Raw genomic sequence first — 15,045 nt, 5'->3', positions numbered from 1 at the left:
TGACGGAGTAGGCGTGTGGTCCTGCTGCGTCGTGCGTCGTCCTTGGGTTCCGAATGACCGGGCGAGCGGACAGCGCCGAAGTGCGCAGGATGCAGTGCTATCGGCGTCTGGGTTGGGTAAATTTTCAATTTGTGACCATTTCGTGACCTTTGCTCCGCGGCCGAGGCCGGTCGGTCCCGAACCTTCCGAGTGACCTGCAAAAAGACATTGGTGTAACTCGGCGTGTCCTCTTGGACGCGAGGCCGGTGGGGGAGATGATGCGCGCGGGAGCGGTGTGACTTGTGTTCCCAGTGGGGCGAATTAGCTCTAGTCTCCGTCGTTGTCAGCTTCCCGACGGAGAGGTCCTCACCGTGCCCCGCAGTAGTCGGTCGACCCGAATCACCTTGGTCACAGCCGTGGGCAGCGCCTTGGCCATGGTGGTCAGCGCCGGGCCCGCTCAGGCCAGCGTCGACCCGGTCTACCCCTCCGCGGGAGAGGTGCAGGCGGCCCAGTCCGCGGTGACCAGCAAGAAGCAGCAGGTCGAAGCACTCCAGGGCCGGCTCAACGCCTCGTATGCCCAGGAGCAGCAGGTGCGCAAGGAGGCCGGCGAGGCGGCCGAGAAGTACAACGGTGCCCGCGTCGAGCTGCAACAGAAGCGGGCCGCGGCCAAGGTCGCGTCACGCAAGTCGCGCGAGGCCCGGCAGCAGGCCCACACCGCCCGCACCGCGGTGGGCGAGCTGGCGGCCGGCATCTACCGACAGGGCGGCAGCCTCGGTGACCTGGAGATGTTCCTGTCCGATGGTGGGCCGCAGACTGTGCTCGACCGGGCAGCCGGATTCGCCGTGGTCGGCAAGTATCGAGACCGGACCCTCGAGCAGGCGTCGGCCAGCTCGCAGACGGCGGCGACGTTGGAGCGCCAGGCGGCTCGGGCGCAGGCCCAGGAGGCCGCGGCCGAGATGAGGGCCAAGCAGGCCAAGGGCGAGGCCGAGGCGAAGGTCGCCGCGGTGCAGTCGGAGACCCGGCGGCTGCAGAGCCAGCAGTCCGCGATGGTCACCGAACTGGCCCAGCTGCGGCGCACCTCGGTGAGCAAGGAGCGGCAGCGTCAGGCGGGGCTGCGGGCCGAAGCCGAGCGCCGGGCCGCCGAGGCCGCGCGCAAACGGCTCGAGGCGCAGCGGCGCAAGGCAGCGGCCCTGCAGCGGGCCAAGGAGGAGGCCGCTCGGGAGGCTGCCGCCCAGAAGGCCAGGGAAGAGGCCGCTGCGAGGGCGGCCGCCCAGGAGAAGGCGCGCGAGCGGGCCGCCCAGGAGGCGCGTGCCGAGGCGGCGCGACGCGCAGAGTCGCAGCGGCAGCAGGAGGCAGCGGCCCGACGGGCAGCCGCGCAGAAGGCCCGGGAGCAGAAGGCCGCCGACGAGCGGGCCGCCGCCGAACGCGAGCAGGCGCAGGCCATTCCGGTTTCCGCACCCGAACCGGCCCCGGCTCCGTCCGGACCGGCGAGTGGTGCGAGCGCCGCCATCGCGTTCGCTCGTGCCCAGCTGGGTGACCGCTACGTCTGGGCCGCGGACGGCCCGAGCACCTGGGACTGCTCTGGTCTGACCCAGGGGGCGTGGCGGGCCGCGGGCGTGTACCTGCCGCACCAGTCAAAGCTGCAGTACAACGACACGATGCGCGTGCCGATCAGTGAGCTGCAGCCCGGCGACCTGGTGTTCTACGGGTCCTCGCCGTCGACCATCTACCACGTCGCCCTCTACATCGGAGGCGACACCATCATCGAGGCGCCGTTCGCGGGCGGTTACGTCCGCACCTACTCAGTCTTCCGCTACGGCGACCTGCTGCCCTACGGCGGTCGCGTCCTGTCCTGACCGCAGCGACGCGCTGGGTCCGAAGGACCCGACTCAGGCGTGCGGTCCGGGCCAACGAGCGGTGGTCATCCCGGCGTCCTTCGCCCGCTGGATGGAGGCCAGGATCTCCTGCTCGGACTCCTCCCGGCCGGCCCAGTGGGCGCCCTCGACCGACTTGCCCGGCTCGAGCTCCTTGTAGGTCTCGAAGAAGTGCTGGATCTCGAGCCGGTCGTACTTGCTCACGTGCTCCAGCTCGGTGATGTGTGACTGGCGGGGGTCGTCGGCCGGCACGCACAGCACCTTGTCGTCGCCGCCGGCCTCGTCACGCATCCGGAACATCCCGATCGCCCGTGCCGCCACCAGCACGCCGGGGAAGGTCGGCTCCTCGAGCAGCACGAGGGCGTCGAGCGGGTCTCCGTCCTGCCCGAGTGTGTCCTCGATGTAGCCGTAGTCGGCCGGGTAGCGGGTCGAGGTGAAGAGCATGCGGTCCAAGCGGATTCGGCCGGTGAGGTGGTCGACCTCGTACTTGTTGCGCTGACCCTGCGGGATCTCGATCGTGACGTCGAACTTCATGGGAGGCCCCTTCTGGGTCTTTCGCGGTCCACGGGTGGCTTAGGCTCGCTCGCAAGTGTCCCGTATCCGCACCCGCGTCGTTAAGGGGGGTTGTGCGTCTCGTCAAAGTCGTCTCGGGGGTCATCGCCGTGTCCGTCGTGGCCGTGGTGGGCTATGGCGCCCTCGACGTCTACGACAAGGTGCCCGGCGTCCTCACCCGCGACCAGACGACCTCGGCGCCGAGCCCGAGGACCGGCCAAAGCTCCACGTCCGGTGCGGCCACTGCCGAGCAGCACACCGAGCAACACACCAGGATCGCGCCGGTCAGCAACCCGCGGCCGCCGCTGCCGCGGCTCGAGGCCGGGGCCCCGGTGCCGACCGAGAAGGGGCTGCGGACCTTCCTCGCCGGCGCGTTGCGGGACAAGCAGCTGGGCAACTCGCTCGGCGTGACGATCCGGGATGCGTCGACCGGGAAGCACCTGCTCGACCTCAGCGCATCCGCACCCCGCACCCCGGCGTCGACCACCAAGCTGCTGACCGCGGCGGCGGTGACCACCACCTTGGACCCCGGCGGTCGCTTCACGACCAAGGTCGTCCAGGGATCGAGCCCGCGCAGCATCGTACTGGTCGCGGGAGGCGACAGCCTGCTCAGCCCCGGCAAGGGCGACCGCTCCTCGACGTCGGGCCACGCCGGGCTCGACGAGCTCGCAGCCGAGGTCAAGGCATCGCTGGCCAGGTCGCCGCGCCCGAGCAAGACCAGCAAGTCAGCCAAGTCAGCCAGTTCGAAGCCGCTGCGGCTGACCGTGGATGACTCGTATGCCGCGGGGCCGCTGCACGCGCCCGGCTGGAGCCAGGGCGTCATCAACCAGGGATTCGTCGGCGGCGTGGCCATGCTCGGTCTGTCCACGCAGCGCGCCACGACCGGCCACCCAGCCTCGACCGACCCCGTGATGAGCACGGCGTGGGCCTTCCGCGAGGCGTTGGCCCGGCATGGGGTCACAGTGGCCGACGCCGTGGAGCGCGGCCGCGCTCCGTCCTCCGGGCGCACACTGGGGGCGGTGCGTTCGGCACCGATCGGCGACGTGCTCGCGTTGGCCCTCGACCAGAGCGACAACGCGCTGACCGAGCAGCTCGCTCGCATCGCCGCCGCGCACGAGGGCGCCCGGACCGACTTCCCGTCGGTCGCCCGGTGGGTGACGCGCACGGTCAAGGGTCTCGGCATCGACGTCACAGGAGTGCACCTCGTCGACTCCTGTGGGCTGTCCACAGGCACCAGGATCCCTGCCCGTGTGATCGGTGATGTGCTCACACTGGCGACGACCGGGCGGGACCGGGCCCTGCAGAGCGTGCTCAGCCAACTGCCCGTCGCCGGGCTGACCGGTACCCTCTACGACCGCTTCCTCAACCCGGAGGCGCGGGTCGCCGACGGGATCGCGCGCGCCAAGACCGGCAGCCTGCCGGGCGTCTCCTCGCTGGCCGGCACCGTGCTCGACCGGGACGGGCGGCTGCTCGTCTTCGTGCTGATCGCCGACAACGTGCGGCCCTTCACGCCCCCGGCCAAGGGCAAGGCCGCCGGCGGCTCCCGCGAGCGGCCCGGGAGCAAGGGAGTGAGTGGCAATGCGTGGGTCGCCATGACGCAGGTGCGGCGGGGACTCGACGCGGTCGTGGCTCGCTTGGCCGACTGCGGCTGTCGCGGCTGAGCGAAGAACACTCAAAGGAGCGCCACAGCCGCCGGGGATCGCGACCCCCGACACGACAAACCCGTACGGTGTTGGCCATGGCAACCACTTCGACCTCCGGCGCGACCGGGCCGCACGAGCTGGTCGACTGGGACTTCGCCGGGGCCACGGGCCGCCGGCTCGTCCCGGCCGGCCCCAAGGTGACGGCAGCGGAGGCGTCCTCCGTGGTCGAGGAGCTGCGCGCCGACGCGGAACGGGCCCGCACCCCGGTGGCGGAGACCGCGCGGCTGCACACGCCCCCGGACGCGCACGCGCCCCTCATCGTCGACCGGCCCGGCTGGATCGACGCCAACGTGAGCTCGATGCGCTCGATGCTGGGCCCGGTTTTCGACACGATGGCCGCCAAGCGACGCCGTGAGCCCGGGCAACTGACCCGATCGGTCGGCGGCAAGGTGACCGGCGGGGAGGCAGGAGCGCTGATGGCGTTCCTCGCCGGCAAGGTGCTCGGTCAGTACGACCTCGCGCCGGAGGGGAAGCCCCGCCTCCTGCTCGTGGCGCCGAACATCCTGCACGCGGAGACCCAGCTCGCCGTCGATCCCGCCGACTTCCGGCTGTGGGTGTGCCTGCACGAGGAGACCCACCGGGTCCAGTTCACCGCGGTGCCCTGGCTGCGCGAGCACCTGATCGGCAGCGCCCGGTCGCTGACCTCCGAGCTGGTCCCCGACCCCGACCAGCTCGGGGCCAAGCTGGCGCAGATCGCCTCCAGCCTGCCGGATGCCTTCCGCAGCGGTGGCACGGGACTCGCGGACGTCTTCGCGACGCCGGAGCAGCGGGCGCGGATGGCCCGGATCACCGCGGTCATGTCGCTGCTCGAGGGGCATGCCGACGTCGTGATGGACGACGTCGGCCCGCAGGTGATTCCGTCGGTCGCGCAGATCAGGGCCAAGTTCCAGCAACGGCGGCGCGGCGGGGGTGCGGTCGACCGCCTGCTGCGGCGGCTGCTCGGCCTGGAGGCGAAGATGCGGCAGTACCGCGACGGTGCGGCCTTCGTGCGCGGGGTCACCGACCGGGTCGGGGTCGACGGCTTCAATGCCGTCTGGACCTCCCCCGAGACGCTCCCGCTGCCCGAGGAGATCGAGGACCCGGGTGCCTGGGTCGCCCGTGTCCACGGCTGATCCCCTGATCCCGTGACCGGTCCGCCCGCCCCCGTCGCCGCGGCGCGTGTGGCCGTGCGCGAGTGCCTCGCGGGGCTGCCGTCCGACGTGCCGGTGCTGGTGGCCTGCAGCGGTGGGCCGGACTCGCTCGCCCTCGCCGCTGTCACGGCCTGGGAGGCTCCTCGCCTTGGCCACCCCACCGGCGCGCTGGTCGTGGACCATGGGCTGCAGGACGGTTCGGAAGAAGTCGCTGCCCGGGCCGCCGAGCAGTGTCGTGCGCTGGGCCTGTCGAGCGTTCAGGTCCTGCGGGTGCAGGTGGGCTCCGAGGGCGGCCCGGAGTCGGCAGCCAGGGACGCGCGCTACGCCGCTCTGGAGCAGGCCGCGGAGGCGAGCGGCTCGGCATACGTGCTGCTCGGCCACACCCAGAAGGACCAGGCGGAGCAGGTCCTGCTCGGCCTCGCCCGCGGCTCCGGCGCCCGTTCGCTGTCCGGTATGCCGCGTCGTCGCGGCCGCTTCCTGCGGCCCTTCCTCGCGCTGCCCGGGAGCACCACGCGCGAGGTGTGCGCGGCCGAGGGGCTGACCCCGTGGGAGGACCCGCACAATGCGGACCCGACCTATCGCAGGGTGCGGGCGCGGCGGCTGCTCGACCGGCTCGAGCACGAGCTCGGCCCCGGCGTCGTCGCGGGACTGGCCCGCAGCGCCGGCCTGCTGCGCACCGACGCGGACACGCTGGACGCCCTCGCGGTGACCGCCCGCGAGGAGCTCGGGCCCGGACCATGGGAGGCGCAGCGGCTCGCGGTGCTGCCGGACGGGATCCGGACCAGGGTGTGGCGCCGGCTGGTCGAGGAGGCGGGGACACCACGCGGTGCGCTGTTCGCGGTGCACGTGCGGTCGCTGGAGGCCCTGGTGAGCCGGTGGCGCGGACAGGGCCAGGTCGACCTGCCGGGGGGCGTGCGGGCGAGCCGCACGGGCGGGCGGGTGTCGATCGAGCGCGCAGGTCCGGTTCAATGGGAGCACACCGGCGCTGACAGCCTGGACGGGCCGGACCGCCCGACGACCGACCCGACGACCCACCCGACAACCTAGGAGAGTGCCGTGGACGCCGCCCACATGGGAGCCGACCTCGAGAAGGTGCTGATCACCGAGGAGGAGATCCAGACCAGACTCGGGGAGCTGGCCGAGCAGATCTGGGCCGACTACGAGGGCAAGGACCTGCTGCTCGTGGGGGTGCTCAAGGGCGCCGTCGTGGTGATGGCCGACCTGATGCGGGCCCTGCCGGGCACCGCGCCCATGGACTGGATGGCCATCTCGTCCTACGGCTCCGGCACCAAGTCGTCCGGGGTCGTCCGCATCCTGATGGACCTGCGGACCGACATCACCGACAAGCACGTGCTGATCGTCGAGGACATCATCGACTCCGGGCTGACCCTGTCGTGGATCAAGACCAACCTGGAGTCGCGCTCGCCCGCCTCCGTCGAGATCTGCACCCTGCTGCGCAAGCCGGAGGTGGCCAAGGTGGAGATCCCGGTCAAGTACGTCGGATTCGACATCCCGCCGGAGTTCGTCGTGGGCTATGGACTCGACTACGACGAGCGCTACCGCAACCTGCGCGTCGTGGGCACCCTCGCGCCGCACGTCTACTCCTGAGCGGGGCAAATAACGCGGCGGCGCGAGCCCGTCGGAACACTGACGGCATAATGGTCGTTGACCTGCAGGAATGCCGTTGCCGCCGAGCGGTGTACCTTTTTTCAGTCTGTCGCCGTGTCCGCGGGACATCGCGGACGACTTGGCCGAGCGACCAGGAGGGACGGGGCGAGACCCCGCACATACATGAACTTCAAGCGCATTCTCCGCACGCCGATGATCTGGATCGTCCTGATCATCGCCGTCGCCTTCCTGTATTTCACCGTCAACGGCAACAGCGGCTTCACCCGGATCGACACGTCCGCGGCGGAGCACCTGATCACCAGTGGCAAGGTCGAGTCGGCCAAGGTCACCCCCGACCGCATCGACCTGACCCTGAAGCCGGGGGAGAGCTACTCCGACGGTGACCAGGTCAAGGACGCGAACCGCGTCCAGGCCTATTACGTCCCCGCGCGCGGGGACCGGATCGTGAGTGAGCTGACCAAGGCGAACCCCTCCAAGGGCTACACCGACGACCCGGCCCAGCAGAGCTGGATCGTCAGCCTGCTGCTGACCGTGCTGCCGTTGCTGCTGGTCCTCGGTCTGTTCTGGTTCCTGATGAGCCAGATGCAAGGCGGCGGGTCCAAGGTCATGCAGTTCGGCAAGAGCAAGGCCAAGCTCGCCAGCAAGGACATGCCCAAGGTCACCTTCGCCGACGTCGCCGGGGCGGACGAGGCGGTCGAGGAGCTGCAGGAGATCAAGGACTTCCTCGCCGACCCCGCCAAGTTCCTCGCCGTCGGCGCCAAGATCCCCAAGGGCGTCCTGCTGTATGGCGCTCCGGGCACCGGCAAGACGCTGCTGGCGCGAGCCGTGGCGGGTGAGGCCGGCGTGCCGTTCTACACGATCTCGGGCTCGGACTTCGTCGAGATGTTCGTCGGTGTGGGAGCCTCCCGGGTGCGCGACCTGTTCGAGCAGGCCAAGTCCAACGCCCCCGCAATCATCTTCGTCGACGAGATCGATGCCGTCGGACGGCACCGCGGCGCCGGGCTGGGCGGCGGCCACGACGAGCGCGAGCAGACGCTGAACCAGCTGCTCGTCGAGATGGACGGCTTCGACGTCAAGACCAATGTCATCCTGATCGCCGCCACCAACCGGCCCGACATCCTCGACCCGGCGCTGCTGCGTCCCGGGCGGTTCGACCGGCAGATCGCCGTCGACGCGCCGGACATGATCGGGCGGCACCACATCCTGCAGGTGCACGCCAAGGGCAAGCCGATGGCCACGGACGTCGACCTGCTCGCGGTGGCACGGCGGACCCCCGGGTTCTCCGGCGCCGACCTGGCCAACGTGCTCAACGAGGCGGCGCTGCTCACCGCCCGCACCGGCGCCAACATGATCGACAACCACTCCCTCGACGAGGCGATCGACCGCGTCATCGCGGGGCCGCAGAAGCGTTCGCGGGTGATGAGTGCCAAGGAGCGCAAGATCACCGCCTACCACGAGGGCGGCCACGCGCTCGTCGCCTCGGCGATGCGGCACACCGACCCGGTCACCAAGATCACGATCCTGCCGCGCGGCCGTGCGCTCGGCTACACCATGGTGCTGCCGGCCGACGACAAGTACTCCACCACCCGCAACGAGCTGCTCGACCAGCTCGCCTACGCCCTCGGTGGGCGCGTCGCGGAGGAGCTGGTCTTCCACGACCCGACCACGGGCGCGTCCAACGACATCGAGAAAGCCACCGGACTGGCGCGGCAGATGGTGACGCAGTACGGCATGAGCGAGCGGGTCGGTGCGATCAAGCTCGGCTCGGGCAACAGCGAGGTCTTCCTCGGTCGTGACATGGGCCACGAGCGCGACTACTCCGAGGAGGTCGCGGGGGTCGTCGACGAGGAGGTGCGCCGCCTGATCGAGGCCGCGCACGACGAGGCGTGGCATGTCATCAACGACAACCGCGAGATCCTCGACCACCTGGTGCTGCAGCTGCTCGAGAAGGAGACCCTGGGCGCGGAAGCCCTCGCCGAGGTGTTCGCCGACGTGGTGAAACGGCCCCCACGCCCGATCTGGCTGTCGAGCGACCGGCGCCACGTGCACGACCTGCCGCCCGTCCTCACCCCGGCCGAGAAGGCGGCCCAGGCCAACGGCCAGCCACCTCCCGGCCCCAACGGTGAGCACCCGCCGGAGGCGGTCATCGAGGTGCCGGAAGGCGGCTATGTCGACCCCGAAGGGCATTGATGTCGATCGCGCCGAGCGCGCGATCCGGGAACTGCTGATCGCGGTCGGGGAGGATCCCGACCGCGACGGCTTGCAGGACACCCCGGCCCGGGTGGCGCGCGCCTACGGGGAGATGTTCGCGGGCATGCAGCAGGACCCGGCCAAGATCCTGGCGACCACCTTCGAGATGGATCACGACGAGATGATCCTGGTGCGCGACATCGAGCTCTACAGCACGTGCGAGCACCACTTGGTGCCGTTCCACGGCGTCGCGCACGTCGGCTACATCCCGAACAAGGACGGCCGGGTCACCGGACTGTCCAAGCTGGCCAGGCTGGTGGACGCGTTTGCCCGCAGACCACAGGTGCAGGAGCGGCTCACCTCCCAGATCGCCGACGCCATGGTGGAGCATCTGATGCCCCAGGGCGTCATCGTGGTGCTGGAGTGCGAGCACCTGTGCATGTCGATGCGCGGAGTCCGCCGACCCGGGTCGCGCACGATCACGTCCACGGTGCGGGGCCAGCTGCGCAACCCGGCCACCCGCGCCGAGGCGATGGGGCTGGTGCTCGGCGGTCGACGATGACGCTGGTGATGGGCGTGGTCAACGTCACCCCGGACTCGTTCAGCGATGGGGGAGAGTGGTTCGAGCCCCAGGCGGCGATCGAACACGGACAGCAGTTGCTCGACGACGGTGCCGACATCCTCGACGTGGGCGGTGAGTCGACCCGTCCGGGTGCCGAGCGCCCTTCCACCGAGGAGGAGCTGCGGCGGGTGTTGCCCGTGGTCCGTGGCCTGGCGACAGCCGGCGCCCGCGTGTCCATCGACACGATGCGGGCCGAGGTCGCGCGGCAGGCGATCGACGCCGGAGCCAGCCTGGTCAACGACGTCAGCGGTGGACAGGCCGACGATCGGATGGCCGACCTGGTGGCGCAGTCGGGCGTGCCGTTCGTGGTGATGCACTGGCGTGGGCACAGCGCCGACATGCAACGCCGAGCGGTCTATGCGGACGTCGTGCAGGACGTGTGCCGAGAGCTGACCGGGCGGGTCGAGGACCTGGTCGCCGCGGGGGCACGGCGTGAGCAGCTCATCCTCGACCCCGGCTTCGGCTTCGCGAAGCTCCCGGAGCACAACTGGGCGTTGCTCGCGCACCTCGACTCCCTGTCGGTGCTCGGGCTGCCGGTCCTGGTCGGCACCTCGCGCAAGACCTTTCTCGGGCGGCTGGGCCGAGGGCCCGACCAGGCGCCACGCCCCCCGCTGCAGCGCGACGCGGCGACGGTTGCCACGTCCCTGCTCGCGATTCAGGCTGGGGTGTGGGGAGTGCGGGTCCACGACGTGGCCGGCACCGTCGACGCGCTTCGCGTGTTCCGTGCCGTCGAGGAGGCGACGTGACCGATCGCATCGTCCTTCAGGGCCTCGCGGCGCGCGGGACCCACGGAGTGTTCGAGGCCGAGAAGGCCGACGGGCAGATGTTCATCGCTGACGTCACGCTCGAGGTCGACCTGCGACCGGCCGGTCAGAGCGACGACCTGGCGCGGACGGTGAACTACGCGCAGGTCGCCGAGCAGGCCGTCGCCGTCCTCGCCGGCGAGTCCCTCGACCTGATCGAGACGGTGGCGGAACGGATCGCGGCGGCAGCCTTGGAGCACGGACTGGTCGAGGCCGTCGAGGTGACGATCCACAAGCCCGAGGCCCCGGTCGGCGTCCCGTTCGGCGACGTGCAGGTCGGCATCCGCCGCGAGCGCGACGTGCCCGTCGTGGTCGCGCTCGGGGGCAACCTCGGCGACGTCCGTGCGACGCTCGAGGATGCCGTGGCACGGCTCGAGGCAATCGAGGGCTTCGCGGTCCAGAGTGTCTCCCCGCTGTTCGAGACCGACCCGGTCGGTGGACCAGACCAACCCGACTACCTCAACGCCGTGCTGCTCGGTCGCACGCGTCTCGCGCCGCACACCGTGCTGCGCCGACTGCACGAGGTCGAGGCGCGGCACGGGCGAGTGCGCGAACTGCGTTGGGGTGCAAGGACGCTCGACCTCGACCTCATCCAGTATGGTGACCCGGCACGGCAAACTGACGTCCTGATGGACGGCGACGAGCTCACCCTGCCGCACCCTCGTGCGCACGAGCGCGCGTTCGTCCTCCTCCCGTGGGTGGCCGCCGACCCCGCGGCACAGTTGCGGGTGGGCGGCCGGCTGCGCCCGGTGGCGGACCTGCTGCAGGAACGGTCGGCAGACGGGGTGCGGCCGGGTCCGGAATGGAGGCCGACGTGGTGAACAACGAGTCCGGTGTGAGCATCCGCGTCACGGTGCTCGTCGCGCTGGTGGTGGGCCTGCTCGCCTACGTCGGCTTGCGCCTCGTGGTCGACAGCGGCCACGAGCTGCCCCAGACCAGTTGGCTCGGCGTGGCCCTGCTCGTCCTGATGGCCGCCGTGATGCTGGCGGCCGGCTGGGAGATCCGCCGCTACCTGGGTGGCGACTCCGAGCGGATGCCGACGCCGCAGCGCGCCCGACGCACCGTGGTCGCCGCACAGGCCAGCGCCCTGGGTGGTGCCGTCGTGACCGGCTACTACGCCGCGCTCGCGGTGATTCTCGTGCCGAACGCCGACGTCTCCTCGGTCCTGGACGGGCTCTACCGCGCGCTGGCCCTGTGCGGGGCGGCGATCCTGCTCGCGGTGGTCGGGCACGTCGTGCAGGCCTGGTGCCGGATCCCGCACGACCACGACGACGACCCCAAGGGTGGCGGCGGGTCCCGCCGTTCCACCGCGGACGAGGAGCCCGGCCCCGCCTGACCGACCGCTGACCCGACGGTGCTCGCTGGGGGCCGGTTTCCCGCCGTCCGCGAGCGGCCTGTGGTGAGCAAAGCAGTGTGGGGTGAGCAGGCGGCATACGGGTCGAGGGGTGCGTGCTCGCTGGGGACCGGTTTCCAGCGGTCCGGGAGCGGCCTGTGGTGAGCAAAGCAGCCTGGGGCGAGCACGCCCGCCGGGCTACTTGTCGATGTCGCCGACGACGAAGAACATCGAGCCGAGGATCGCCACCATGTCGGAGATCAGGTTGCCGGGCAGCGTCTCGGAGAGGACCGAGACATTGTTGAAGGAGGCCGACCTCAGCTTGAGCCGCCACGGCGTCTTGTCGCCGCGCGAGACCAGGTAGTAGCCGTTGAAGCCAAGTGGGTTCTCCGTGGCGTAGTAGGTCTCGCCCTCGGGGACCCGCACGACCTTGGGCAGCTTGACGTTGATCGGCCCCTGGGGCAGCGACCCGAGCACACCGACACAGTGCTGGGCGATGTCGAGGCTGACGTGGACCTGCTCGAGCAGCACCTCGAGGCGGGCGAGACTGTCACCCTGCGTGCGGGTGACCACTCGTCCCGGGCCGCCGGACGAGAACACCTGGTCATAGGCGAGGTATGGCGTGTCGCGCCGCAGATCGACGTCCAGCCCCGACGCGCGCGCGATCGGGCCGGACACCCCATACGCAGCAACGGTCTCGGCGGACAGCACGCCCACCCCGCGGGTGCGGGCGTGCACGATCTCGTTGCCGACGAGCATGCTCTCCAGGTCGGGTAGCCGCCCACGGACGTCCTCGATCGTCGCCTCCACCCGGCCCAGCCAGCCGGCCGGGAGGTCGTGCAGCAGGCCACCGACCCGGTTGAACATGTAGTGCATCCGCCCGCCGGAGACCTCCTCCATCACGGTCTGCAGCTCCTCGCGCTCGCGGAACGCGTAGAAGATCGGCGTGATCGCGCCGAGCTCGAGGGGGTAGGAGCCGAGGAACATCAGGTGGTTGAGCACCCGATTGAGCTCGGCGAGGAGCATGCGGGCCCAGACGGCGCGCTCGGGCACCTCCATGCCAAGCATCGACTCGACCGCGAGCACCACGCCGAGCTCGTTGCTGAACGCGGACAGCCAGTCGTGCCGGTTGGCCAGCACGGTGATCTGGCGGTAGTCGCGCACCTCGAAGAGCTTCTCCGCCCCACGGTGCATGTAGCCGATGATCGGCTCGGCAGTGATGATGCGCTCGCCGTCCACGACGAGTCGCAACCGCAGAACGCCGTGGGTGGCGGGGTGCTGTGGGCCGATGTTGAGGACCATGTCGGCGGTGGCGAGTCCCCCGGCCCCCACGCCCACCGTGAGCTCGCGCGGGTCGGTCGTGGACGTCATACCGGCCAGTCTGCCAGCCGGACCCGGCTCTGCCACGCACGGTCCGGGCGGGGACGCCACGCGTTCACGACCGCGAGGGCCTCGGGGTGTCGCTGCGGCTCAGCAGGCGGGGTCGTTGGCGACCGCGGTGGCGCGACCCTCGCGGTCGAGGGTGACCAGCACCACCTGCTCGGCCCTGTCCAGGTCGGCCATGCGGCGGAGCGTGGAGCGCTCGGTGACCATGGGCTCGGTGATGTCGTTGCAGTGTTGATAGGTGAAGGTTGCTCCGCGGGCGACCGGGATCCGGTAGGTGCTCTGCGTGTTGATGTTGTAGAACGGCGTGCCCGAGTGGGGGGCCAGCGGGTAGCCGGCGCTCGCGATGGTGGAGTCCGCGACCCCCTTGGCCGTCCAGCGATCGAGCACGATGACCGGCACGCCCTTCTCGTTGCCGATGCCGACGATGACGCCGAGGTCGAAGGAGCGGCCGACGTCGTCGCTGTCCACGTGCGGCTGGGGTTTCGGGCTAGGCGGCGTCGGGGTCGTCGGCTTCGGCTTCGGCTTCGGCCCGGTGGAGGTCGGCGGAGGGGCCGTCGGGGTGCTCGAGGTGATCTCCGGCTGCGGCGTCGTCTCGGGGGACGTCGTCGTCGGGTCGCCCGGCCCTGCCCGTCCGCCGGCCGAGGGCGTGTACTCGCCGCCGCATGCCGGCACAACGCCGACGGTCACCGCCAGGACGACCGGCAGCACACACCGCCGCCTCACGAGGAGGTCCGGGTCCGGTGCCCCTCGGCAGAGGGGGGCGGCGGCGTGGTGGGTCGGTGCACGGGGCAACGGTAACCCGGATGGTTGGGCGGGACGTGGCTCAGCTCCCGGTGCCGAGCCGCCGCTCGGCGAAACGGCGGGCCTTGGCGCGGTTGCCGCAACTGGCCATCATGCACCAGCGCCGCCGCCCAGTGGTGTCGAGGAAGAGCCAGCCGCAGTCGATGCCGGCGCAGCGCCGGACGCGTTCCCGCTCCGGGGAGACCAGCAGACCGGCGGCGCTCCAGGCGGCGGCGAGGAGCGGCAGCCGCGCGCCCAGGTCGGCCGGGAAGGTGAACCGGGCCGAGGGCTCCAGCCGCAGTTGCAGCACCCGCGCCGCCTTCTCGACCTGCCCGGAGACGACCCGCCGGTCCTCGGGCGTGGGGTCGACCAGCGTGCGCCACAGCGCGACGCGGAACGCGCGGACCCGCTCGAGCTCGCGAGCCGCCGCCACCGAGTCGGCGGCCATCGCTCGGCGGGTGGCGGCCGCGAGGGTCGCATCGAGCAGGCCCTCACGGGTGGCCCAGACGCACAGGCTCTCGAAGTCCGCGAGGTAGTCGAAAGCGGCCTGGGGCTCGCTGCAGTTGGCCAGCGTGTTGCACAGTTCCAGGGCGGGGTGCCCGGCGAGCCGCCGGGGCAGGCGGACACCGTCGACCACCTCGACCCACACGGGTTCGCTCGCGCGGGGCTTCCCCGCTCCGATGGTCCTGCTCATGCCCGGATCGTAACCATCGGCTGGCGGTTCCGTCGAAGGTTCAACTAACCGGTAAAAAAGATTGACAGGTTATTTACCAAGTCTTTACGGTCCACTATCGGCGAAAACCTACGTGCGTGACCCCGGAGGAGAACATGTTGACCGCCCCGCGAACCGCCCTTCTTCTCGCGTCCCTGTCGACTGCCCTGGTCGTCGCGGCCTGCTCGGGAGGGGGTGGGACCGACACGGGCGGTGGGGGAGACGCGTTGGGCGGCGCCGGAAGCCAGGGTCCGACGAGCTCGGAGAAGGGCGGCACGCTCTACTACCTGACCCAGCGCAACGCGGAGCACCTGGACCCGCAGCGCACCTACATCGGCCGCGACATCGGCAA

At 70.9% G+C, this 15,045-nt stretch carries 14 protein-coding genes and 1 pseudogene; 11 read left to right on the top strand and 4 right to left on the bottom strand.

Features of this window, described 5'->3' with window-relative positions:
- Positions 1 to 395: 395 nt before the first annotated feature.
- Complete coding sequence (locus FCN22_RS14365; protein WP_137122255.1) at positions 396 to 1,835, top strand: C40 family peptidase; 1,440 nt, start codon at positions 396 to 398, stop codon at positions 1,833 to 1,835.
- Positions 1,836 to 1,868: 33 nt separating this feature from the next.
- Here the strand turns inward: FCN22_RS14365 and FCN22_RS14360 are convergent, their stop codons facing one another.
- Positions 1,869 to 2,387, bottom strand: coding sequence for an inorganic diphosphatase (locus tag FCN22_RS14360; RefSeq protein ID WP_137122254.1), 519 nt, complete (start codon positions 2,385 to 2,387; stop codon positions 1,869 to 1,871).
- Positions 2,388 to 2,479: 92 nt separating this feature from the next.
- Here FCN22_RS14360 and dacB point away from each other — a divergent pair, with 92 nt between their 5' ends.
- The 9 genes from dacB (at position 2,480) to FCN22_RS14315 (ending at position 11,818) form a co-directional block, all read left to right on the top strand.
- Positions 2,480 to 4,066 carry a D-alanyl-D-alanine carboxypeptidase/D-alanyl-D-alanine endopeptidase gene (dacB, locus tag FCN22_RS14355; protein ID WP_137122253.1) on the top strand — a complete coding sequence of 529 codons (1,587 nt, stop codon included), beginning with the start codon at positions 2,480 to 2,482 and terminating at the stop codon, positions 4,064 to 4,066.
- A gap of 77 nt (positions 4,067 to 4,143) precedes the next feature.
- The gene (locus FCN22_RS14350; RefSeq protein ID WP_137122252.1) at positions 4,144 to 5,220 is read left to right on the top strand and encodes an Rv3626c family coenzyme F420 biosynthesis-associated protein; all 1,077 of its coding nucleotides are present in this window, start codon (positions 4,144 to 4,146) and stop codon (positions 5,218 to 5,220) included.
- A gap of 12 nt (positions 5,221 to 5,232) precedes the next feature.
- A complete protein-coding gene (gene tilS / locus FCN22_RS14345; RefSeq protein WP_137122251.1) occupies positions 5,233 to 6,285 on the top strand; it encodes a tRNA lysidine(34) synthetase TilS in 1,053 nt (350 codons plus the stop codon).
- A gap of 9 nt (positions 6,286 to 6,294) precedes the next feature.
- Positions 6,295 to 6,846, top strand: a complete 552-nt coding sequence (gene hpt, locus FCN22_RS14340) for a hypoxanthine phosphoribosyltransferase (RefSeq protein ID WP_137122250.1) — start codon at positions 6,295 to 6,297, stop codon at positions 6,844 to 6,846.
- 183 nt (positions 6,847 to 7,029) lie between these two features.
- Entirely contained in the window at positions 7,030 to 9,057 is a 2,028-nt protein-coding gene (ftsH, locus tag FCN22_RS14335) for an ATP-dependent zinc metalloprotease FtsH (protein WP_137122249.1), read from the top strand.
- Positions 9,035 to 9,619: a GTP cyclohydrolase I FolE gene (gene folE, locus FCN22_RS14330; protein ID WP_137122248.1), complete on the top strand. Its 585-nt coding sequence runs from the start codon at positions 9,035 to 9,037 to the stop codon at positions 9,617 to 9,619. Before ftsH ends, folE begins: the two co-directional genes overlap by 23 nt.
- On the top strand, positions 9,616 to 10,425 hold the full coding sequence (gene folP, locus FCN22_RS14325; protein ID WP_137122247.1) for a dihydropteroate synthase: 810 nt from the start codon (positions 9,616 to 9,618) through the stop codon (positions 10,423 to 10,425). Before folE ends, folP begins: the two co-directional genes overlap by 4 nt.
- Positions 10,422 to 11,303, top strand: coding sequence for a 2-amino-4-hydroxy-6-hydroxymethyldihydropteridine diphosphokinase (gene folK / locus FCN22_RS14320; RefSeq protein ID WP_137122246.1), 882 nt, complete (start codon positions 10,422 to 10,424; stop codon positions 11,301 to 11,303). The genes folP and folK overlap by 4 nt, the downstream gene beginning before the upstream one ends.
- Positions 11,297 to 11,818, top strand: coding sequence for a DUF3180 domain-containing protein (locus FCN22_RS14315; protein WP_162308208.1), 522 nt, complete (start codon positions 11,297 to 11,299; stop codon positions 11,816 to 11,818). Before folK ends, FCN22_RS14315 begins: the two co-directional genes overlap by 7 nt.
- Positions 11,819 to 12,013: 195 nt before the next feature.
- Here the strand turns inward: FCN22_RS14315 and FCN22_RS14310 are convergent, their stop codons facing one another.
- The 3 genes from FCN22_RS14310 to FCN22_RS22265 all read right to left on the bottom strand — a co-directional run bounded on the left by FCN22_RS14310 (position 12,014) and on the right by FCN22_RS22265 (position 14,675).
- A complete protein-coding gene (locus FCN22_RS14310) occupies positions 12,014 to 13,186 on the bottom strand; it encodes an NADH-quinone oxidoreductase subunit D (RefSeq protein ID WP_137122244.1) in 1,173 nt (390 codons plus the stop codon).
- Positions 13,187 to 13,285: 99 nt separating this feature from the next.
- Positions 13,286 to 13,909, bottom strand: a complete 624-nt coding sequence (locus tag FCN22_RS14305) for a hypothetical protein (RefSeq protein ID WP_137122243.1) — start codon at positions 13,907 to 13,909, stop codon at positions 13,286 to 13,288.
- 115 nt (positions 13,910 to 14,024) lie between these two features.
- Entirely contained in the window at positions 14,025 to 14,675 is a 651-nt protein-coding gene (locus tag FCN22_RS22265; protein WP_137122242.1) for a CGNR zinc finger domain-containing protein, read from the bottom strand.
- Positions 14,676 to 14,791: 116 nt separating this feature from the next.
- Between FCN22_RS22265 and FCN22_RS14295 the strand changes: the two are divergent.
- A pseudogene (locus tag FCN22_RS14295) lies at positions 14,792 to 15,045 on the top strand (hypothetical protein); the annotation flags it as partial.

The organism is Segeticoccus rhizosphaerae (assembly GCF_005222685.1).
GTDB lineage: Bacteria > Actinomycetota > Actinomycetes > Actinomycetales > Dermatophilaceae > Segeticoccus > Segeticoccus rhizosphaerae.
Note: the sequence above shows the minus strand (reverse complement) of the source record. Positions and strands in the feature narration are given on the sequence as shown.

Bases quoted from the DNA above. Each gene is read 5' to 3' on its own strand.
- folP (WP_137122247.1), top strand. From the start codon at position 9,616: ATGACGCTGGTGATGGGCGTGGTCAACGTCACCCCGGACTCGTTCAGC.
- FCN22_RS14310 (WP_137122244.1), bottom strand. From the start codon at position 13,186: ATGACGTCCACGACCGACCCGCGCGAGCTCACGGTGGGCGTGGGGGCC.
- FCN22_RS14360 (WP_137122254.1), bottom strand. From the start codon at position 2,387: ATGAAGTTCGACGTCACGATCGAGATCCCGCAGGGTCAGCGCAACAAG.
- folE (WP_137122248.1), top strand. From the start codon at position 9,035: ATGTCGACCCCGAAGGGCATTGATGTCGATCGCGCCGAGCGCGCGATC.
- FCN22_RS22265 (WP_137122242.1), bottom strand. From the start codon at position 14,675: ATGAGCAGGACCATCGGAGCGGGGAAGCCCCGCGCGAGCGAACCCGTG.
- ftsH (WP_137122249.1), top strand. From the start codon at position 7,030: ATGAACTTCAAGCGCATTCTCCGCACGCCGATGATCTGGATCGTCCTG.
- FCN22_RS14350 (WP_137122252.1), top strand. From the start codon at position 4,144: ATGGCAACCACTTCGACCTCCGGCGCGACCGGGCCGCACGAGCTGGTC.